Here is a 21346-nt window from a genome sequence, read left to right on the forward strand (position 1 = left end):
AAAATAGTCGCCTTCTCGTTATGGTTTTTATCGCTGAATCAATTGCCGAAACGGCGAGTCGGGTGCCGATGCAACGGGTTGCTTGGCAGCTCATGGATCAGCAGGGGCTGGAGCTTTGGGTTAGGCGCGACGATTTGCTACCGGCTTGGTGCCAAGGCAATAAATACTACAAGTTGTATCACAACCTAAACAGCGTCGGCGACGATCAAACGGTGGTTAGTTTTGGCGGCGCTTTTTCCAATCATCTACACGCACTCGCACTGGCTGCAAAAATGCTTGGCGTGGCATGTGTGGGTATAGTGCGCGGTGAGCGGCCGGCTCGGCTTAGCCCGACGCTGGCCGATGTAGAGGCCGCGGGGATGCGATTGGTGTTCCTATCTAGGCTCGAGTATCGGCGCTTGACGGCGGCGTCATCTGATTCTGAGCGGTTGGCTGCGGTAGCGGAGCTCATGGCATGTCACCCTTCAAGTATTCATTTGGTGCCCGAAGGTGGTGCCAATGCTGCAGGTATGGCGGGTTGTGCAGAGTTGGGCGCCAGTATTGCCGCACAAGCGGTTGCGCAGTTTGGCCAAGATTCGCCCTTTGATGATCTACTGTTGCCAGCGGCCACCGGCACAACCTTAGCGGGTTTGGCTAGGGGACTGCCGAAGGATTGGCGAATATCCGGGGTTTCTGTGTTGGGGCCAACGGTAAAAGGTGGTAGAAACAGTCTGTCAGACGTCATTACTGAGAATATCGGTTCGTTGCCTTGTGCGAGTTGGCGTTTATTAGCGGCTGATGGCTTGGGCGGCTACGCGCGCACCACGCCGGCGCTACTGGCTTTTATGCAGGCGTTTCATGCCGAGACCGGCATACTGTTAGATCAGGTGTATACTGGAAAGCTATTTTGGGTCATCGCCCAGCAGGCTCAACGGCAATTTTGGCGCCCAGGCTCACGTTTACTGGCACTGCACACGGGCGGTTTACAGGGGCGACGAGGGTTGGAATGGAAAAGGGTATGAAGGGTATGGATTTGGCATTAATGGAAGAGTCTTCGGCCTTAGATTTTGGTTGGGTAAGAACCTTGGTGCCCCTAAAAGCTATGGGCGACGCACATTTATTAGAGCTGTTACAGCATTGCCCTGCACAAATGGCCTTTAAAGGCCAGAATCTATTCGAAGCCGGTAGCTACGATCGTCAGCATGTTTATCTCTTGCATGGCGACGTTGAACTGCGCAAACCCGATGGTAGCTCGGAGCTAATAAAAGGCCGCAGTAGCTTATTTCCCCTAGCCGATGAGCAGCCAAGGCCTTGTTCTGCCGTGGCGCTAACCGATAGCAGTATTCTGCGTATTAATAGTGAGCAATTAGATAAGCTATTAACCTGGAGTCAGGTGGCAGAGTACTTGCAAATTGATACAGCCTATCAGCCCGAACTCGATGACGATGTTGATTGGATGTTGACGGTGCTTAAATCGAATCTTTTTTTTAAGGTTCCGCCCACCAATATTGGCGACATATTCACCCGCTTGCGGCCACAAAAAGTGGTTAAAGGTCAGGTGATTTTGCGCCAGGGTGAAATTGGTGACGGTTGTTATTTCATTAAAGAGGGTTGTGCGGAAGTGCTGCGCTCGGCCGACGGTGTGCAGCGGCCAATTCACCTGGCCGACATAGGCCCGGGGCGCTGTTTCGGCGAAGACGCCTTAGTGAATGAAACGGTTCGCAATGCCACGGTAAAAATGACCACCGATGGTGTTTTGATGGTGATGGATAAGCTTGATTTTATTCATCTGCTGAAGGAACCGCAGGTTAATCAGTTACCCCTAACGGCGCTGCAGTCGGTGCAGGCGCAGGCGGTGTTAATTGATGTGCGCACCGAAGATGAGTATGCACTCGGGCATTTGAGCCAGGCCGTCAATATTCCGCTCGGTCTGTTGCGGTTAAAAACTCGGATGCTCAATGTAGCGCAGGAATACGTTTTATATTGCGATACGGGTAGGCGTTCCCATGCGGCGACCTATTTACTGCAAAAACTGGGTTATAAAGTGAGCTATTTGCAAAAAGGTGTGAATCAAGATCTCGATTTGCGCCGGCAATTGGCGAGCAATAAAGGCGATTATTTATTGAAAGATGGGCGCGCAACGCCCGTGCTCGATTCGGGCCAGTAGTCGTTAACCCACATAAAGCGACGCTGTTCTAGCCAAAAGTTTGCACTTAATTTTACCTCTGCAACCAACAGCGCTTGCGCATTTTGCTGTTTGCTTTGAGCGCCCATGAGTTTGCTCAACTCATGGGTGTTAAGCAAAATAGGCGTTTCCAAATACAGCTGGCTGTAGTTCCCTAACTCCGCAGAGCTTAAGTTTTTTGCTAATTCTATCGGGCAGCTGGCCGGGCTTAACCAATACAGTCTCGGCAGCAATAGCCAATGGCTGTCCAGCTGTTCCAGTTGATCCAGCCAGTGTCTCATTTCTCGGTAATGTAGCCAGCGCCCGTGGCAGCAGTGTTGGTTCACAAGCGCTGATGTTTCTAATCCCCTTGAGGCTCGATAATGTTGGAATAGCCAGCCTTTCATCACCAGTTTTTGTTCGAGTGTCGCGCTGTCTAGGCTGGGCATGGCTTGATTCACTAACCATTGGTCTATTTGAACCCGAGCTCTCGGGTCGATGGCAAGTGGTAGTTGATGGTGTAAAAGTCGATCTAACTTTAGGTCTAATCTATCCCGACTGTTCGGTCCTATCCATTTTGTCTCGGCGTCGCTCAGCTTTGCCTCCAAGTAAAATTTAACCGCTAGCTCGTAGTGAAAATAAGTGTTTTGTTGGTTGCAATAGCTGAGTAAATCAAGCGCGCCTAACGTGGTGCCCGCATGGGTAATTTGCCGGTTGGCTGCGATGATTGTTTGGTTGAATTGATGGCTAATTAAAAGCTGCCAGAGCTGTTCGAAATACAAGCCCAAGCGCCTTTTTGGTTCGAGTAGGGGCGTTATGGGTAGATCAATATTTTGCCTTGGAGAAAGTGTATCGTAGTCTCGGCCGGCGATCGTGTTGATGTAGGTAGCTTTCGGTAGGTCGCTACTGGCGAGACTCCAAGCGAGGTCTAGCGCCTGTTGATGGGCGCGATTGGCAATGGTTTGGTCTGGAGTGGGCAATGTTTTTTGACCTCGCAGGCGTTATACTGTCAGGCCTATTATGCAGAGTACCAGCTAAATGGCAGAGTTTTCTACAATTGGCTTAATTGGTCGCCTTGGCGGTGATCGCGCTGTGTACACCCTTAAGCGGCTGGTTAAATTCCTCGAGCGCGAAAACAAACACGTACTGCTCGATGATACCCTGCTACGTGATTTTTCAGGCCACAACTGTGAAGTTGCCAGTAGAGAACAACTCGGCCAGCGCTGCGACCTTGTGATTGTGGTTGGTGGTGATGGCAGTTTGCTCGGTGCTGCGCGCTCCTTGGCGAAATACAAAGTACCCGTGCTGGGTGTAAACCGTGGTCGCTTAGGCTTTTTGACCGACATATCGCCCGACGATATCGAAGAAAAAACCGCGGAAGTGTTATCCGGCAAATTTATGATGGAGTCTCGCTTTCTTCTCGATATGGCGGTGACTCGAAATGGTAAGGCGGTGGGGCAGGGCGATGCCTTGAACGATGTTGTGCTGCACCCAGGTCAATTTATCCGCATGATCGAGTTTGAGCTTTATATAGACGGTCAATTTGTATATAGCCAGCGCTCTGATGGCCTCATAATTTCGACACCCACGGGTTCAACAGCCTATGCGCTCAGCGGTGGTGGGCCGATTATGCATCCGCGGCTTGAGGCTATCGTGCTCGTGCCGATGAACCCGCACACGCTCTCGAGTCGCCCCATCGTGGTAGATGGCAATAGCGAAATAAAAATTTTAGTAGGGGACCACAATACCACTTCGCCCCATGTTACCTGTGACGGCCAGACTCACGTGGTTGCAGAGCCGGGCGATGAAATTCATGTGCATAAAAAACCGCACCGGTTGCAATTAATTCACCCGTTGAACCACAACTTTTATGAAACGTGCCGCACCAAATTGGGGTGGGGTAGTCATTTAGTCGATTGAGGAGCGCCGCGAGGTAATGGCGATGACGACTTGTTCAGGCTACGACATCATTGGCGATGTGCATGGATGCGCTAATGCGCTCGAGCGCCTGTTAGATAAATTAGGCTACGAAAAACTTAACGGTGTATTTCGTCACCCAAGTCGACAAGCGATATTCGCTGGCGATATTGTCGATCGTGGGCCACATATTCGCGAAGCGTTACATATCGCTAAGGCTATGTGTGATGCGGGCAGCGCTCAAATGATTATGGGCAATCACGAGTTTGATGCCATCGGCTACCATACCCCAGCACCGAAGGATGGTTCGCGGAAATATTTAAGAGAGCATACCGAGCGTCACTCTCGCTTGATCGCTGAAACCTTAGCGCAATTTGACGACTTTCCTGATGAATGGGCCATGTTTCTGGCCTGGTTTAAAACCCTTCCTCTGTATATCGAAAAACCGAATTTCCGTGTGGTTCACGCTTGCTGGGATCAAAATTACATAAATGAATTTAATCGTCGCTATCCAGCCCTAAGGATTGATGATGATTTTCTCGCTGCAACGGCGGATACCAATTCTTTTGAGTGGCAATGCATTAGTCGGCTTACCCGAGGCCGAGACTTGCCGCTGCCGAAAGGCACCGCTATGCAGAGTGCCGAAGGCTTTGAGCGCCGCTCCTTTCGCGCTCGCTTTTGGGGCAGGAAGCCAAAAACCTACGGTGACTTGGCGTTTCAACCCGACCCTTTACCCGACGCCATTGCAAGCCAACCGCTTGGCACGGGTGATGACTTGGAAATAAACCGGTACAGCAAAAATGAAGTGCCCTTGTTTATTGGCCATTATTGGTTATCGGGAAAGCCAAAACCCATCGCGGATAATTTGGCCTGTTTAGATTACAGCGCTGTAAAGTATGGACGTCTCGTTGCCTATTCCATGGACGATGAAACAATACTCGACCCGGATAAATTTACCTGGGTTCATGTTGATATCCCGTGAGTATTATTAATGGAATGGTTTGAAGCGAAGCGATTGCCCTTGGCGCTTGATTTGGCCCCAGTACTGCGTTCTATGCAGCGCGCCAATATTCCTTGCTGGATCAGTGAAGATGCCGGTGAGCAGGTTATTTGGCTCGCCTCGGAAGCTCACAGGGCCATATTAGCGCAAACCTTACAGGCGCAATCTGACGGTATCCTTCAGGTGCCTTTGACGACCGGGACGACAGCGACCGAACCCAGTCGGAGTGCGTTTAATTGGCGCGGCTGCTGGGTGACTTTATTGGCGTTGATCTTGAGTGCGTTAGGTGGGCTTTTGGTTTATCTCGATGTGAATCTGCAATGGGTCCATTGGCTGACGTTTACCAATGTGCTTGTACGTGGTAATAGCCTTTACTTTACAGACTTACAATTTGTATTGGAGCAGCAGGAGTATTGGCGACTCTTAACCCCTATCTTTTTACATTTTGGTTTGTTCCATATTCTTTTCAATGGCCTTTGGCTGTGGGAGATGGGGCGGCGAATAGAAGTTAGACGCGGCGCCGGTAGCTTGATGGTGATTACTCTCTTGACCGGTATTGCGTCCAATTTATTGCAATACGCCATGTCGGGTCCGTCATTTTTCGGTGGCATGTCCGGCGTGTTATACGGCTATTTAGGTTACATTTGGATGTGGCAAAAATACCACCCCAGTGAGGGCTTTGGCTTACATTCTGGCGTCATTGGTTTTATGTTGCTTTGGCTGGTTGTTTGTTTTACCGGCTTGGTCGATGGATTTATCGACGGGCAGGTGGCGAATGGTGCTCATCTTGGTGGTTTATTATGCGGGATATGCTTGGGTTTGTTCGGCGTTATCACCCGCAAGCTCGAAGTACAGAGAGTCAAGAAAATTAAGTGATTTAACTAGATTACATAACGGTAGTAGCGATGGATTATCAGAAATTAGTAGCCTCCTTAACCCCTGAGCTTTACGCTAGTTTTAAACGCGCCATTGAATTGGGTAAATGGCCCGATGGGCGTGTGCTAACGGTTGAGCAAAAGCAAAGTTGTATACAGGCGGTTATTGCCTACGAACACTTGCATTTACCGAAGGAGCAGCACTCGGGCTATATTCCGCCGAAAGTCCATAGCCACTGCGGTAGCGATGGCGACGAGCTCGATCATGGGCAAGAGAAACCCATCAAGTGGCAACATTGATGCTTGCCTATACGGGTTACCTTGAAAAAATGCGCGTGACGTTAACTGAACAACGCAATGCCCAGGGCGCACAGTCAGTTGACTATAGTTTGCAGTTAGGGGAGGCCATTGTTCCCTTAAATTCGCTTATCGGTACGTCAATAAGGCTTGAGTTTTCAACGGCTATTGCCTGCACCCATTGCGGCCGAAAAACGAAAAAGAGTTTTAGTCAGGGCTATTGTTATCCGTGTTTTCAATCTTTGGCGCAATGTGACCGATGTATTATGAGCCCAGAGCTCTGTCATTTCGATCAGGGTACGTGTCGCGAACCCGACTGGGGGCAATCCTTTTGCATGACCGACCATGTGGTTTATTTGGCCAATTCCTCCGGCCTAAAGGTCGGCATTACTCGCGCTAGTCAAATTCCTACTCGCTGGATTGATCAAGGTGCTGTGGCGGCCATCCCCTTTGCTCGCGTTGCGACGCGTCAGCAAGCAGGCCTATTGGAAACTGCACTGAAACAGCATGTGGCTGATAAAACCAATTGGCGAACAATGTTAAAAGGCGAGCAAGCGCCAATCGATTTGGTGCTGGGGAGACAGGAATTGGCGCAAGCGGTAGCCGAAGAACTTACCCAGCTACAAGATAGATTCGGTTTGCAGGCTTTGCAGTTGGTTGATTCGCCGGTTGTTTCGATAACCTATCCAGTGCAGCAATACCCAGAAAAAATTACCTCGTTAAATGCTGATAAAAATCCAGATGTGGTGGGTTTGCTTCAAGGTATCAAGGGGCAGTACCTCGTTCTGGATACGGGTGTTATTAATTTACGAAAATATACCGGTTATGAAGTAACGCTTCATACGGGTGGAGAAACAGCGTGACGGCAAGTAACAGTGAAAAAGCCCAGACGATTTATTTAAAAGATTATCGCGAGCCCAGTTATTGGATTGATCAAACAGAATTGGATGTAAATATCCGGCCGAATTTGACACGCGTGAAGGCGCGTTTAAGAATTCGACCAAATAAAAACCTAACGGGCGAATTGTTGGTGTTGGCCGGGGAAGGTTTGACAACTCATAGTGTCACTTGGAATGGCCAGAGCTTGGAACAGAATGATTACATTATTGATGGCGATAGCCTGACCATTACATCACCTCTGTCTGAGGGTTGGCTTGAAACAGAGGTCAGCTTTAACCCGGAGGAGAACACCTCACTGGAAGGTCTGTACCGCTCGCGCACTATGTATTGCACCCAATGTGAAGCACAAGGCTTCCGTAAAATCACCTGGTATTTGGATCGCCCGGATGTCATGAGTGTTTTCTCAACCCGTATCGAAGCTGATAAAGCGCAATGCCCCGTGTTGCTGTCAAATGGAAATTTACTCGAGGCCGGTGAGCTTGACGCTGGGCGTCATTTTGCGCGCTGGGTGGACCCGTTTAAAAAGCCGAGTTATTTATTTGCCCTGGTTGCGGGTGATCTCGCGTGTAAAGCAGATGCGTTTACCACAGTAAGCGGTCGGCCAGTTGCCATCGAAGTGTATGTCGAGCCAAAGGATTTAGATAAGTGTGACCACGCCATTGATTCGCTCAAGCGTGCAATGGCCTGGGATGAAGCTCGCTATGGGCTCGAGTACGATCTGGACAGGTATATGATCGTGGCTGTGGATGATTTCAATATGGGCGCGATGGAAAATAAAGGGTTGAATATATTTAACACCTCTTGCGTGCTAGCCAACCCAAAAACCACCACAGATCTTGGTTTTCAGCGGGTTGAGGCGGTGGTGGCCCACGAGTATTTTCACAACTGGTCGGGTAATCGCGTCACCTGTCGAGATTGGTTTCAGCTGAGCTTGAAAGAGGGGTTTACCGTTTATCGCGATGCGCAATTTTCCGCGGATATGAATTCAGCCACGGTAAAGCGGATTGAGGATGTTAACTTACTGAGAAGTGCCCAGTTCGCCGAGGATGCTGGCCCGCTTGCCCATGCGGTAAGGCCTGAGTCATTTATTGAAATTTCTAATTTTTATACCTTGACGGTCTATGAAAAGGGCGCTGAAATTGTTCGCATGCTTGCCAATTTACTCGGTGCCGAAACCTTTCGCGCCGCGACGGACTATTACTTTTCTACTTATGATGGTCAGGCGGTAACCTGCGACGATTTTGTGGCTGCAATGGAGAAAGCCAGCGGCAGAGATTTTACCCAGTTTAAGCGCTGGTACTCTCAGGCGGGTACACCAGAGGTTACGGTGAGCGATAGCTATGACCCAGATGCAAATATTTATACGCTGAGTTTTACCCAGTCTTGCCGAGCCACGCCGGAAACAGTGGAGAAACTTCCTTTTCATATTCCCGTCGCCATGGGCTTGTTAGGTGAGGCTGGCTCGCTAAAATTACAGTCGAAGGATATTGCGTTAAGTGATGAGGCTGATAACACCCATACAGTTTTAGAGCTAACCGAGGCGACACAACACGTTGTTTTTACCAATGTGCTGGAAAAACCGGTACCGTCGCTTTTCAGAGGCTTTTCTGCACCGGTTAATGTGCGTTTTAACTATTCAGAGGCTCAATTAATTCGGTTGTTGAAACTCGATAGCGATGAATTTAATCGTTGGAGTGCAAGCCAGGAGCTCGCGGTAATTGCTGTCACAACGGCGTTACAAGAGCCGCCGGCCTTCACGCTTTCGCCCCAGTGGTTGGAGGCGTTGCGCGATATTCTCGAACAGCAAATGATTGAGCCAGCAGTGCTCGCTTATATGTTGCAGGTGCCATCGGTGAGTTACCTGCACGACCGGCTACCGCAGTACGATGTGCTAGACATATACGCTGCGAGGGAAAAGGTTGTTAAGGCCTTGGCGCTAAACTTAGAAAGCCAACTTACAAGTTTTGCTAGGTGTTTTGATGCCAATGTGGCCTATAAGGTAGACGCCGAGGCCGTAGGTCAAAGAGCACTTTGCAATGCGGCACTTTTATTATTGGCCCATGCCCAAGTGCGCTCGGCAAGTGAATTAGCCTTGGAGCAGTTTAAGTCTGCAAATAACATGACCGATCAGCTGGCCGCACTTAAAGCGCTATTGCTGTTTGACGAACCCGCGATAAGCGCCGAGGCACTAGAGGCGTTTTATCAGCAGTGGCACCATGAGGCGTTGGTGGTTAATCAATGGTTTAGCTTACAGGCAGCCGTAGAGTCCGATAGTGCGCTAACGCGGCTCGAAGCGTTAACTCAACACCCAGATTTTCAGTGGTCTAACCCTAACAAGGTTCGCGCACTGGTCTCGGTGTTTGGTAATCAAAATGTGACAGGTTTTCACTGCGCTAGTGGCGCTGGTTACACATGGCTTGCGGATGTGGTGGTCAAGGTGGATAAAAACAACCCGCAGCTGGCGGCGCGGCTAGTGACACCGCTGACGCGTTGGGCGAAATACGGTAGACGGGGTGAAAGGATGCGACAGGAGCTGGCGCGCATCGCGGCGCAACCCCTAAGCAAGGATCTGTTTGAGGTTACGGACAAGGCACTTAAGCCCGATTGATGCTTGGGAAAGGGGCTGACACTGCAAAGTAGTTTAAAAGCAGTAGTGGCAAAGGGTAAAATCGGATGCATTGGAGCGCGGAAGGAAAAGGTAGTGATGACTAGATTATTGGCGGCATGTTTGTTGGTTTTGGCGGTTGTGGCCAATGCCAATGCGGCAAAGTTATACAAAATTGTTGATGAGCACGGAAATATCACCTTTTCCCAGTACCCGCCAAAAGAAAAGAGTGAAAATACCGTCGTAGAAGGGGTAGAGGTGCGCGGTGCTGGCGCGGCGGAAACAGTTCGCTATGCAGGCTCTAGCGCCTATTGTGGCGATATTCGCTTGCCTAGATCCTATACTGGCTCCAGCGCTAGGTCGTCTGAGTATCGAGCTGAGTATATGAGTGAATCGGTTACTTATTGGCGAGAAAAGCTACAGCGCTTGGAACAGTCTGCGCAGCGACGGTCTCGGGAAAAGTTAAATAGCAGTAACTCTGGCTATGGTATTTCTAGTACAGCAGAGCGAAATAGTCGCTATCAGCAACAATTGGATGAAGATGCCAAAGAAATGCGCGAATTGCGCTGTGCTCTCAATTGGGCTGATAAAGAGAGCACTCAAAATGCCGAAGTACTCAGCGAAGGGCAAAGCGAGAACAAGCGATTGCAGACCGTTCACGACGAGCTTTCGCGCAAGATGGTGAACGAATGTGGGCGCGAACCGCTACTTGATCCAACCGATTCAACCAATGCCAAAAGCCGCAGGCAGTGGAAGGCGTGTACTAAAAAATACCGAAAAGGCTTGGATGACGTTGAAAGTGAGCTCTACCGTCGTTGATTTTTACGATCATTTGTGTAAGTCAATAACGGCATTTTGTTGGCAGGTATGCAAGTTCTAGATTCGTTAAATTTGCTCCTGCCGCTTGCATTCCATTGGGAATAGCGGCACTGCCGCAAACCCAAGATACAGGGCTCTGGGGTGAACCAGGTACGAATACCGGCGTTAAACTAACAACCTTACCCGTTTGGCCCTCGCCAATTTTATTGCCTAGTTCAAGGTGCAGTGCCCCTTGCTCTAAGGTGACGGCGCTTAGGTAATTGCCGATGATTTTTTCTGGGTCGGGCATGCCCAAGGTGTTGTTGTCGGCGGGAAATTCGCCCATGACCTTGTAGTAACTGATCACCTGCAATTGATAATCTTCAACTAAGGTTAGCGATTCTTCAATTTGAACTCTGGTCATTCGCCCTTTGGAATTGGGCATGGCGAGGGTGACCAATATGGCGATAATACTTAACACAATCATCATCTCGATAAGTGTGAAGCCGCGGTGTGTGTTTGGGTTAAGGTTTTTCATAGCTGCTAGCATAGCGTGTTCGTGCGCTAATATCAGCAGCTACTGAATTGTTATCAGCCTACTTTATGCACAAAGTAGAAAGCGATCCATTTTATTTTGGATGGTGTTTTGTAGCGACGTGGCATCAAAGCGCGACAGATCTTTGAGTAGGGATGGCTTTACCCTATGTAGGTGTAATATTGGTGCCGCTTTATTGAGTTCCCTTAAATCTTTATTGGTGATAACAGGCAAAAAGGGCTCAGAGCTGGGCATCATGTCGGCGACCTTTTTCAAACCGCTGGCGAAGGGCACGAAAATAAACTTACCTGTTCCCGGATTGCGTTTTGCAAGTAGTAAACCTTTTTGTCCTATCGCCTCGCCGGGAACGATAAATAAGCCCGTTTTTACCACGGCTTCGCTGCTCACATCTTGGTAAGTGTCGTGGTGGGCTTGTGCATTTGGCAACACCAATAGTTTGCTGCTGTCGGCAGTAACAGGCCAAATATTGTAATTGGCATATACTTGTTCGACAGTGCCGGAGAAAACACAAAGTGATTCCTCAAAGCGCTTAAGGAAGTTAACCGCCTGCTCCTTATAAACAATGCCGGCTAAATTCCAGATGAGTTGTTGGGACATGGCATTTCTCCTTAGACTTAGATTTTACCGTGGTTTGAGCCCTACACCCACGACGCACAACGCCTGAAATATGATGCAAAGCGCCATGTTGGTGGTTTGTATATTTCAAAATGCGATTAAAATTCACCAGAACGAGTGTCATAGGTATATAAATGGACTTTACAGTCAATGCGGTTTTATTACCTGCTCGCGACTATGTCTCAGGCGAGGCAAAATTGCTGGGCGAGCGGCAGGTGTCGGCGTCTGACCTTTTTGCCGTGCTGGAAGCTCGAGGTTGGTTGTCTTACTTCCAACACGTGCAAGCCGCACAGTTTGGTGTTGCGGGTTACTGGTGGCTGGCAAACCCTAATTTGGCTGCCGTACTTGATGGTGGTGCTGGCGTGATGCGGCATTGGATACCCAGTTTAACGGTGGAGATAGAACGAGCCGCTTCGGTAACGGTTCGGTTTAAGCACCCAGAGTCCAAGGCGAGTGTTTTTGCCGCGCTCCTGTTTTGGTTGCTGGTGCGGCAGGCGCAGGGCTCAAGAGTCAAAATGCGTGAAATTAACGTCAGCCCAAGTTTTCGTGATGCCGATTATATTCCTGTTTTCTCCGAGCACTGCGTATACACCAACGCCGCTGGCCAAGTGCAGATAGAGTTTAGTTTGGCCGTTTTTAATGCCCCCTTTGTTACTGCAAACGCCACCTTATTGCCTCTCTTTTCTGATAACTTGCCCTTTGCCCGATCCGACAGTCACAGTGAGTTGTCGGTAAAAATTTATCATTTAATGGACGCCGCTTCAGATTTAAGTGAGGTGAGCCCTGGTTGGGTAGCAGCCAAGTTGGCCGTCTCTGAGCGAACACTTAACCGGCAACTGGCAGAGTTGAATACCACATTTCGGGAATTGCTCACTCGATTTCGCAATGGCCAAGCTATTGCGAAACTGTGCGAAGGTGAGTCCATTGATCGCCTAGCCGATTATTTGGGTTTTTCCGAGCGGGCGGCGTTTGAGCGCGCATTTAAATCATGGCAAGGTGTCACACCAGCAAAGTTTCAGGCGCAGTATCGGCGCTTGTCGAAAGATGTTGATGTCGAGGCGCTCATTTCGCCTGATAGCCTACCTAATATTCCTGCAATTGGTGCCCAGTTACTGGCACTTGCTCAGCGCGATGACTCTAGTTTGGAGGATATGGCGGGCTTAGTTGAACAAGACCCTGTATTGGCCGCCAAACTTATTAGTATTGCCAGTAGCGCCTTTTATGGGATGAAACCTAGTTCCTCCATAAAAGATATCGTGGTGCGGGTTTTTGGTGTCGATAAATTAAGAAGCCTGGCCTTAGCTGTACTTGCCGCCGGTAGTTTTCGATTGATTAATTGCCCGGCCTTCTCCTTGGAGCGGTTTTGGATTTTATCATTGGGGGTTGCACAACTTGCCAATGATTTTTATCGGGAAATGGGGAAAACAACCGAAGTGCAAGCGGACATTTATTTGGCTGGTTTGTTACATAACATTGGCCGACTGGTGTTGATTCAATGCTTTCCCCACAAAATGCAAACATTGCTAGAACCTCTACAAAAACACCCAGCACCACAAGAGCTTCTTGCCATGGAGAAGCTTCGACTCGGTGTGGATACCAGCGAAGCGGGTGCGTTATTGCTAGCTCGCTGGCAGTTACCGCGCGCGGTGAGTCTAATCATGCGTCAGTTGGCCGTTGATAAGGTGGCCATGATTCCGGAAGCTCACCTGTTATTGATTGCTGAAGAGTTTTTGTTGGCCAATATTCAAGCGATTGAAAATAGTCTCGAACTACCTATTATTCAGCCATTTAGCGCAGATTTAAGCCAGCTCTTAAGGTTGCCAGACACTGCAGTAGAGAAAATATTGCTAGGCTTTCTTGAGCGTTTACCACAACTTCGCGCTGCGGCTGAATTGATCAATGGATAATAACGTTCGCATTGTTTGAATACCTAGCGATCAGTGATTGCAATCGACTACTATGGCATGTCGCTAGGAGGATGATGCATGGCTGTTGAATGGTTTTATCTGTTATTACTCGTTACCGGTTTTATCGCCGGTATTATTAATACCCTCGCCGGTGGCGGTAGTAATTTAACCTTGCCCGCGCTCATGATGATGGGTATGCCTGCCGATGTGGCTAACGCGACTAATAGAGTCGGCGTGTTATTGCAATGTGTTAGCGCTGCTAAGGGCTTTCACCGGTATGGAAAGTTGCCTGTTGAAGCAATCTTTCCTGTCATGCTACCCACCTTATTCGGCGGAGCTTTAGGCGCTGCAGCTGCCGTTATTGCACCCAATGAAATATTAAAACCTTTATTGTTGGTTACCATGATTGGTATGGCGGTCATTATTTTGGTTAGTCCGTCCGTTGTTGCGCCAGGGCAAGATGAACAGCCAAAGCGGGTGCAGGACTCACCAACCGGCATTGCTGGATTAATGTTTGCCGGGTTTTATGGTGGTTTCGTGCAGGCGGGTGTTGGGTTTGTCTTGTTGGCGGCCATCACTGGCGCTTTGCGTTACGATCTGGTTCGGGCAAATGCACTTAAAGTTATTTGTACCTTAGGTTTTACTCTTATCGCCTTGCTGATATTCATTGCCGATGATCTCGTGCAATGGTTACCCGGGCTGGTATTGGCTGCGGGCACTATGTCTGGCGCTTCGGTAGCGGTGAAGTTTGCAATAAAGGTAGAGGCCAAAGTACTCAAATGGTTCTTGCTGTTGATGACGTTATTTGCCAGTGCCGCCGCGCTGTTCATTCAATAGGAATTTATTGTTTTTATGCGAACTGCGCAGGGCCACTTGTTTACGAAGTTAAAGCATTCTTTTAAGGATATCTTTATCTCCGCCTTCCAGTTTGTGGTAAATCACTGCCGCTAGGTGAATAGCAACTAATGCCAGTAGAACCCACGGCGCAATTTCGTGTATCTCGTGAAATATCCCCGCTAATGATTTACTTTTTTCAAATACCAAGGGTACCGAAAAATTACCAAATTTCACCGCATATCCGGAAAAGTTGCTCATGGCCCAACCGCTAAATGGCACTAAAAACATCGCCAAATAGAGCAGGTGCTTGGTCGCTTTGGTCAATTTTATTTCTGTTGAATTAAACGCAGAGGGGAGAGCTGGTGCTGGTGTCAGTTTACTCCAGATTAACCTAATCATGACTAACCACAGAAAGATAAAGCCTGACGCCTTATGTAATAGTATGAGATCCATCCGGCCGGGAGCGTCATCGGCCAAGTCGGACATATAGGAGCCGACGCCAATCAATACAAACACCATAATGGCCATTAGCCAGTGCAGCAATTTGCTAAATCTATGGTAGGTGGTGGACGTGCTCATAGGGTAGGCCTCTATATTATTTTCCTGTATTTAATCTGGATATAAACCCGTTAGCAAGGGAGTTGGCAGAGCGCTGCTTTTATTGGGTTGTTGGGTCGCCTGGCGCACCAGCGACTGAAGGGTAGGTAAATCGCCTTCGTAGTGCGGCTTGTCGCCGTAAGTGTAGGCGTTTAATTGTTGTATCGCATGCTTGAGCTCGGTTGCGAGCGATTGGTCGGCCATGGCGTCAATGGCTTGCTTGGGAAAGTGGCGATTAAACGCGCGTAAAAAATAGGCGGCACTTGCCCTGTTGAGAGGTTGCGAGAAAAATTTATCCAGCTCCTGAAGCCTCGATTGCGGCGCTGAGGCGTCGGGTGCGGGCAGATGTAGCTTGGGCCGGCTACGCCGCCATAGGTGCCAGACGAGCGCGGCTAAGCTTAAGTTAGTTGCCACAAGTAGAGCAGTCAGAATTTGCCAAATGACGGTTGCGTGAACGCCCTCAAGGGTAGCCGGAGTTGTGTCGGGGATTGTTTGCTCTGTCGCATCCGAACTGGGTTGCGTCGCTAGGATAGGCGTTTTCGGTGCGGGTAGCTGTGGATTGGCTTTGATGTTGATGTTGCGAGCTGGGAGCAGCGCAATTTTTTGGGTATTGGACTGCGTATCCCACCAATACAGTTTTACTTCCGGTAGTTGGGTTGCGCCCTCTTGAGTGGGAACAATGGCGATTGATTCGGTTATTGTGGTGCTGAGCCCTCTGGCATCTTGTGTGTCTGAGGACTCGGGCTTTTCACGGTACTGCTTAAAGCTTTGACTCTCTGCAAGCGATAAACTGGGAATCTGATTGGCGCTCAAGCCCGTTGCTTTGAGGGTAATCTTGCGTGTTATTGGCTCGCCTAAAGTCCAGTCTTGCGTGTCGCTAGACCATTGCTCACTAATTTCTAGTTTGCTCGCTGGCAGCCATTGCTCACCTTGGTAGCCTTTTGCTTGAGGCTTCACGGACAACATAACCGGCCTGCTGCGAATTCGCTTGGTTTCAGTCTGGCCATAGTTCAGCGGGTTGCTGAAGTTACTGTTGGCACGCATGGTGACGGTGAAGGTTTGAATAGGAATTTCAAGTTCGCCACTCATTTGCGGGAACAGGGCGTAGCGCAATTCGGAGACGGAGTAGACTTTATCGCCAATACGCTTTTGGTACTGACTATCTTTCAATGGTAATAATAAGGCGTTAGGGATATTGAGTGCGGGCGCATCATCTACTCTAAGCGGGATGGCGGTGTGTAATTTGACCGTGATAATGACTTGTTCTTGCACATAGGGTTCGGATTTTTCGGCTTGTATGTCGAGAAAGATATCGGGTGTTAAACCGCTTTGTGTGTCATCAGTTTCTGCTACTTCTAAGATAATGGCATCGCTAAACTCCTGCTCATATTGAATCGAAGGAATAACGAGCTTACCGGTGGACTTTGGTGCTAGGGTTAACTGCCACTCGGTAAAGGCCGTGACTTGTCCGTTAATGTTTCTGTATTGGCTATTTTGGCTGCGGTTTAGAATATCGAACTGAGTCTCTAATTCGCTGAAATTCGGGGTGGTATTGGCTTGGGGTGAAACCCTGATGGATAAAACAACAGTTTCATCCATGCTAATGCGCGCTCTATCGACGCTGGTTGAAATGCTGGCTGCATAACTAGCTTGAGCTGAGCAGAAAAACAACACAGTAACCAACGTAAAAATTGACCGTATTAACATCTTTACTATCCAATTAACTCTATTTAGTAATGTTAGTTATTAGCTACCAACGAGTGTGAGCGTCGTTTTCTGGTGGCGACCATTCACCTTCTTTAATGGCTTCACGCCTTTGGCGGTACTGGTACTCAAACTTTCGCTTTAAAAGCCCAGAGGGGTCGTCATTCACCTGGCGTAGCCACTGTTCCATTGCCTCTTTTTCTTCGCCGCTTAAATGGTCAAAGGCATCAATAGCCACTTGCCCCTGATCTGCTTGTTCTTCTTCTAGCTCGTTCGTTAAGCTGTTAGCCGCAGTTGGGTTGCTGTCGGTTGGGTCTGTTTCGGGTTTCTGATTAGCTTCAGCGGGGTTGTCGCTTTCGGCGTGGTCAGCTAGTTCGCTGCTATCTTCTTGCGATTGATTTTTTTGCACGTCGTCAGACGGATTTTGCTCGCTGTCTTCCGTTGCTTCGCTTTGATTACTCTTGTCGTTTTGCTCAGCGTCGGAGTTGGTGGGTTCAGCCTGCGACTGGTTGGCATTTTCCTCAGGCGATTGTTCACCATCACTCTCTTTACCCGCGTCATCTTGGCTATTCTTTTCACCCGAACCAGACTTGTCTTGGTCTTGGTCTTGGTCTTGGTCTTGGTCTTGGTCTTGGTCTTGGTCTTGGTCTTGGTCTTGCCGCTTGAGCAATTCTTCAACGATTTTCTTATTGTAAATGGCATCCTCCATGTCTGGCTTTAATGCCAGTGCCTGATCGTAACTCTCTAAGGCGGCTTGCAGTTGCCCAGCTTGCGCCAGTGCATTACCTTGGTTATAGAGGTCGTCTGGGGATGCTACTTCAGCGGTATTGTTGATGGACTTTAGCAGCTCGGTTGCACGTTCGAAGTCTTGTGCTTGATAGAGAGCGGCGGCCTTCCAGCGTGGGTCGGTAAATTCGGACGCTGCCTTTTGTCCTTGATTGTCTTTATAAGATGCCAAGCCTTGTTGGTTTTTATTCAACCAAATATTTTGCCAGGCAAGAGAGTCTACTTCCTGCGCGCCGTTTGAGTTTTCTTGATCTGTTTCGCTGGCATAGGCTGGTGGGCTGCCAGCGCTTAAACTGAATAATAAAAATAATAAGCACGGGGAGGCGAGCACGAAGGAAAAAACACTGCCGCGTCGAAAGCTATAGGCGACAAAAGGTAACAGCAGCCAAGCCAGCCAGTAGCCGTTGTCTTGCCATTGATCAAAGTCCCGATCTTTTCCTTCTACTGTGCTACTGGCTTGTGGCTTTGCCTCGGTTAGAAAATTAATATCTTGGTCTGTTAGCGCGATATCCGAATAGCTGCCTTGGGTTTTTTGTGCGAGTTTGCGCAGTAGCGCTCTGTCGTTCTTGGCGATAATAATATTGCCTTGCCGGTCTTTCGCGAAACCCTCTTGGCCGATGGGAATGGGGGCACCGCCTTCATCGCCCATGGAAATAATATGTAGAGGAAAACGCTGGTTTTTCAACAGCGAAGTGACAGTGGATTCCGCACTGGGATCAATGCCATCGGTAAATAGTAAGAGTTGACCGTTTTGAATATTACCTTGCTGCAAGGTGTCGAGCGCTAATTGGATGGCCATTTCTATATTACTACCGGTAAGCGGCATGATTCGTGGCGACAAAGCGGGAACTAAGCTCGAAATGGTGCGGGCGTCATCGGTCAGTGGCGTGACGAGATGGGCTTCGCCGGAGTAGGCGATTAATGCTTTTAAGCCATCTTTCTGTAGATTTAAGGCGTCGATGATTTTCTGCTTTGCCCGGGTTTCTCGATTCGGTTTTATATCTTCTGCCAGCATAGAAGGGGATAAGTCGAGGATATAAATGGTGGCGGCCTCACTTTGGTAAACCGGTGCGGGCGCCTTTTCCCACGCAGGGCCTGCTAGGCCTATAACAGCCACTAGCCAGCCGAGAAGTAGGGGTAGCCATAGCTTGTTTTGTGTATCTGAGGGTTTGTGTATTGTTAAATGGGCCAAAAGTTCCGGTGCGATAAAAGCCTGCCAACCATTTGAGACTTTGGATCTGGCGCGCACGAGCGCAACTACAAGCGCTAGGGGAAAAAGCGCGAAGAGCCATTCTGGTCGAATAAAATGGAAATTTTCTAAAAATTCAATCACGGTGCTCTGGCTCTGAGTGTAGTTCGTTAGCGGGCCTTCTTTTGACGGCCGAAGCGTGAGCGGTTATAAAGGCGATAACGCTCGCCAATAACGCGAGGGCTAAGGGTAAATAGAACAGTGATCTTTGCGGTCTAAACACTTCGCTGTCTTGTTCTGACGGCTCGAGTTCATCGAGTAAAGCATAGATGTTTTGTAGTTCTTCTGGGTTTCTGGCCCGAAAGTATCTGCCGCCCGTGGCCGACGCTATTTGCTCCAGTGATTTTTCGTCTAAATCAAGCGACGGGTTTACGGTTCTGGCGCCAAAATTTGAACCTAATAAGCCGGGAATATTCATTTCTTCCGAGCCAAGCCCGATGGTGTAAATTTTGACGTTGGCGGCGGCTGCAAGGGTAGCGGCTTGTTGAGGGCTGACGTTGCCTGCAGTGTTTGCGCCGTCCGTTAACAATATGAGCAGGCGCGAAGCTTCTGGCCTGTTCCTGAGGCGTTTGATGGCTAAACCAATCGCATCGCCAATGGCGGTTTTTTCACCGGCAAAACCTAGTTGTGCTTCGGATAATAGTTGGCCCACGGTGGCGCGATCGAAAGTGAGTGGTGCTTGAAGATAGGCGTTGGTGCCGAACAGTATGAGGCCTAATCTATCGCCAACGCGGCGCTCAACAAATTCAGACACTACTGCTTTTACCGCTTGTAGTCGATTGATGGATTGACCTTGATAAAACATATCCGGCGTTTCCATCGAGCCGGAAATGTCTACCGCTAACAATAAATCTCGTCCGTTGCTAGGTAGCTCGATGGCATCGCCTTGCCAGCGAGGATTTGCGGCTGCGGTGATCGTGCCGAGCCACATGATGGCTAAAAGTGTCGCAAGGCTCCAGCGGCTGTGCTCATTGCCACGTTGATATTGTCGCTGTTCTTGGCTACCGGTAAAACTGGCGGGCACGAAGACGGCATCAACGGTTGTTTTGCGCTGGCCGGGTATGAGCCGAAACAGTAGCGGCAGGGGAAGTAACCAGAATAATGCGGGCCACTCAAAGGTCAACATTGAGAAGTTCTCCGCGATGTTGTTCTAGCCAATTTTTTATGTCTGCAAGGCTGCTGTCTGTTTGATCAGGTGTTAGCAAAGCGTTAGTTGTATAAGGTTGCTTCACTAAAAAAATATGGGTGTTGTGTTGAAGTGAGGTACTGGATGGGTTCAGCTGTTGGTTTAAAAATTCAACCCAGGCGTCATCGATCAGTCGTGCGGCCTTTGGGCTGATGGCGCTTAAGCAGATCTGTTTCAGTAGTTGGTTTACCTGCATGGATAGTCCTTGCAGATTATTGTCTTGGCGATAAGTGTCGATGAGCGTCGCTAATCGCAGCTTGGCTTCTTTGCGATAGTCTCGTCTCGCTTTTTGTCGATGCCGATGTCTGAGCCACACTAGTAGCGCGCTGCTAAGCAGTAGCAGCGCCAACAATGCCCACCAGCCCGGCGCCAAAGGCCAAATGCCGGGTTCGGGCGGCAGGTGAAAATCTTTCAGTGGTAATAGTTTTTCGTTCATGTCGGCAATATTATCCACGCCTTTTTAGCTTGCCAAAATGCTTTTGTAGCCAAGGTGTTAGTGCTGTGCTGCACTCTAGCAAGTGATAGCCAACACCCAGCCCCTGTGCGCTTTTTTCAATCGACGCTTGCCGTTGCTGGAAGCAGTGCGCCAGAGCTTGGGTTTTGGCTGGGTCAAGTTGCACCAGTTCTCGGCCGTTATTTATACCAAGCTGACTATTGTTGGGCAGTTGTTGTTCGAGGCGATCGTAAATATGAAAAAATAGCAGGTCGTTGTGCCGCGCAAGCAGAGTAACCAATTTATGGCACTCGTCATTCCAGTCGGCAAAGTCGCTAATAATGACTAGAGTGCTACCGGGCTTTAGTGCTCGTCGACAATCGCTTAGCAGTGCCGACAGGCTTTTTTCATCGGCGCCTGCGACGGGTGACGATAAGGCTTGATTGCGGGCATGTAGGCGATTGATTAGGGTCAGCATGGCGTGCTGCGAGCCTTTAGGTCGAATGTCTTCTACGCCGCTTTGATGTGCAATCATACCGCCAATGCGGTCGCCAGATTCAGCCGCCGTCCAGCCTAAGGTGCTGGCGAGCTGTGCGCTAAACACGGATTTAAAACACAGCGTGCTGCCAAAAAACATGCTGGCCCGTTGGTCGATGAGAAAAAACGTCGGCTTCTCTCGCTCTTCGCTGTAAAGCTTGGTGAAGGGCGTTTGGGTGCGGGCTGTTACTCGCCAGTCAATGGAGCGAACGTCGTCGCCGGGCTGATACTGGCGAACTTCGGCGAATTCCATCCCGCGGCCGCGAAATTTCGTGCGGCTTGCACCGGCAAGGCTGCTTTGGCTGCGCCTGCGGGCGGGAATGCGTAGGTCTTTACTGATGAACCTTGCCATCAGTAATTGACTCAGCTCGCTATAGGCTCCTTTGGGCTGAAGTGCGTCCATG

The 21346-nt window shown here is 49.4% G+C and carries 20 protein-coding genes; 11 read left to right on the forward strand and 9 right to left on the reverse strand.

Annotation, left to right across the window (positions count from 1 at the left end; all coding sequences use genetic code 11):
- The first annotated feature begins 20 nt into the window (after positions 1-20).
- Together QWY82_RS12020 and QWY82_RS12025 are read left to right on the forward strand one after the other, a co-directional pair.
- Positions 21-1001 (forward strand): 1-aminocyclopropane-1-carboxylate deaminase/D-cysteine desulfhydrase, encoded by a 981-nt coding sequence (locus QWY82_RS12020; protein ID WP_290262604.1) that lies wholly within the window; start codon positions 21-23, stop codon positions 999-1001.
- The gene (locus QWY82_RS12025) at positions 986-2146 is read left to right on the forward strand and encodes a cyclic nucleotide-binding domain-containing protein (protein ID WP_290262606.1); all 1161 of its coding nucleotides are present in this window, start codon (positions 986-988) and stop codon (positions 2144-2146) included. Before QWY82_RS12020 ends, QWY82_RS12025 begins: the two co-directional genes overlap by 16 nt.
- On the opposite strand, the gene QWY82_RS12030 is transcribed toward QWY82_RS12025, so the two are convergent.
- Positions 2095-3123 carry a DUF1853 family protein gene (locus QWY82_RS12030; RefSeq protein WP_290262607.1) on the reverse strand — a complete coding sequence of 343 codons (1029 nt, stop codon included), beginning with the start codon at positions 3121-3123 and terminating at the stop codon, positions 2095-2097. The two genes, QWY82_RS12025 and QWY82_RS12030, sit on opposite strands and share 52 nt — an antisense overlap.
- Positions 3124-3181: 58 nt before the next feature.
- On the opposite strand from QWY82_RS12030, the gene QWY82_RS12035 reads away from it, so the two are divergent.
- The 7 genes from QWY82_RS12035 to QWY82_RS12065 all read left to right on the forward strand — a co-directional run bounded on the left by QWY82_RS12035 (position 3182) and on the right by QWY82_RS12065 (position 10556).
- On the forward strand, positions 3182-4063 hold the full coding sequence (locus tag QWY82_RS12035; RefSeq protein WP_290262609.1) for an NAD(+) kinase: 882 nt from the start codon (positions 3182-3184) through the stop codon (positions 4061-4063).
- Positions 4064-4085: 22 nt separating this feature from the next.
- Positions 4086-5042: a metallophosphoesterase gene (locus QWY82_RS12040; RefSeq protein ID WP_290262610.1), complete on the forward strand. Its 957-nt coding sequence runs from the start codon at positions 4086-4088 to the stop codon at positions 5040-5042.
- A gap of 9 nt (positions 5043-5051) precedes the next feature.
- The gene (locus QWY82_RS12045; RefSeq protein WP_290262613.1) at positions 5052-5936 is read left to right on the forward strand and encodes a rhomboid family intramembrane serine protease; all 885 of its coding nucleotides are present in this window, start codon (positions 5052-5054) and stop codon (positions 5934-5936) included.
- Positions 5937-5965: 29 nt separating this feature from the next.
- A complete protein-coding gene (locus tag QWY82_RS12050; protein WP_290262615.1) occupies positions 5966-6235 on the forward strand; it encodes a YeaC family protein in 270 nt (89 codons plus the stop codon).
- Complete coding sequence (locus QWY82_RS12055) at positions 6235-7095, forward strand: DUF2797 domain-containing protein (protein WP_290262618.1); 861 nt, start codon at positions 6235-6237, stop codon at positions 7093-7095. The genes QWY82_RS12050 and QWY82_RS12055 overlap by 1 nt, the downstream gene beginning before the upstream one ends.
- A complete protein-coding gene (gene pepN, locus QWY82_RS12060) occupies positions 7092-9740 on the forward strand; it encodes an aminopeptidase N (RefSeq protein WP_290262622.1) in 2649 nt (882 codons plus the stop codon). The genes QWY82_RS12055 and pepN overlap by 4 nt, the downstream gene beginning before the upstream one ends.
- Before the next feature lie 96 nt (positions 9741-9836).
- On the forward strand, positions 9837-10556 hold the full coding sequence (locus QWY82_RS12065) for a DUF4124 domain-containing protein (RefSeq protein WP_290262625.1): 720 nt from the start codon (positions 9837-9839) through the stop codon (positions 10554-10556).
- Positions 10557-10578: 22 nt separating this feature from the next.
- Here the strand turns inward: QWY82_RS12065 and QWY82_RS12070 are convergent, their stop codons facing one another.
- Positions 10579-11073 (reverse strand): pilin, encoded by a 495-nt coding sequence (locus tag QWY82_RS12070; protein WP_290262628.1) that lies wholly within the window; start codon positions 11071-11073, stop codon positions 10579-10581.
- Positions 11074-11136: 63 nt separating this feature from the next.
- Positions 11137-11688, reverse strand: coding sequence for a hypothetical protein (locus tag QWY82_RS12075; RefSeq protein WP_290262631.1), 552 nt, complete (start codon positions 11686-11688; stop codon positions 11137-11139).
- Between the two features lie 152 nt (positions 11689-11840).
- Between QWY82_RS12075 and QWY82_RS12080 the strand changes: the two genes are divergently transcribed.
- Both QWY82_RS12080 and QWY82_RS12085 read left to right on the forward strand, forming a co-directional pair.
- Positions 11841-13613, forward strand: coding sequence for an HDOD domain-containing protein (locus tag QWY82_RS12080; RefSeq protein WP_290262634.1), 1773 nt, complete (start codon positions 11841-11843; stop codon positions 13611-13613).
- A 78-nt stretch (positions 13614-13691) separates the two neighbouring features.
- Positions 13692-14450: a sulfite exporter TauE/SafE family protein gene (locus tag QWY82_RS12085; RefSeq protein WP_290262637.1), complete on the forward strand. Its 759-nt coding sequence runs from the start codon at positions 13692-13694 to the stop codon at positions 14448-14450.
- A 48-nt stretch (positions 14451-14498) separates the two neighbouring features.
- Here the strand turns inward: QWY82_RS12085 and QWY82_RS12090 are convergent, their stop codons facing one another.
- Genes QWY82_RS12090 through QWY82_RS12115 form a run of 6 tightly spaced genes read right to left on the reverse strand, consistent with a single transcriptional unit; the run spans position 14499 to position 21345 of the window.
- Entirely contained in the window at positions 14499-15029 is a 531-nt protein-coding gene (locus tag QWY82_RS12090) for a cytochrome b (protein ID WP_290262641.1), read from the reverse strand.
- Between the two features lie 30 nt (positions 15030-15059).
- Positions 15060-16754 (reverse strand): BatD family protein, encoded by a 1695-nt coding sequence (locus QWY82_RS12095; RefSeq protein WP_290262644.1) that lies wholly within the window; start codon positions 16752-16754, stop codon positions 15060-15062.
- 43 nt (positions 16755-16797) lie between these two features.
- A complete protein-coding gene (locus tag QWY82_RS12100) occupies positions 16798-18870 on the reverse strand; it encodes a VWA domain-containing protein (protein ID WP_290262647.1) in 2073 nt (690 codons plus the stop codon).
- Positions 18863-19912, reverse strand: coding sequence for a vWA domain-containing protein (locus tag QWY82_RS12105; protein WP_290262649.1), 1050 nt, complete (start codon positions 19910-19912; stop codon positions 18863-18865). The genes QWY82_RS12100 and QWY82_RS12105 overlap by 8 nt, the downstream gene beginning before the upstream one ends.
- On the reverse strand, positions 19899-20426 hold the full coding sequence (locus tag QWY82_RS12110; protein ID WP_290262653.1) for a DUF4381 domain-containing protein: 528 nt from the start codon (positions 20424-20426) through the stop codon (positions 19899-19901). Before QWY82_RS12110 ends, QWY82_RS12105 begins: the two co-directional genes overlap by 14 nt.
- On the reverse strand, positions 20419-21345 hold the full coding sequence (locus tag QWY82_RS12115; RefSeq protein ID WP_290262656.1) for a DUF58 domain-containing protein: 927 nt from the start codon (positions 21343-21345) through the stop codon (positions 20419-20421). Before QWY82_RS12115 ends, QWY82_RS12110 begins: the two co-directional genes overlap by 8 nt.
- Position 21346 lies beyond the last annotated feature (1 nt).

The sequence above is a fragment of the Simiduia curdlanivorans genome (genome assembly GCF_030409605.1).
GTDB lineage: Bacteria > Pseudomonadota > Gammaproteobacteria > Pseudomonadales > Cellvibrionaceae > Simiduia > Simiduia curdlanivorans.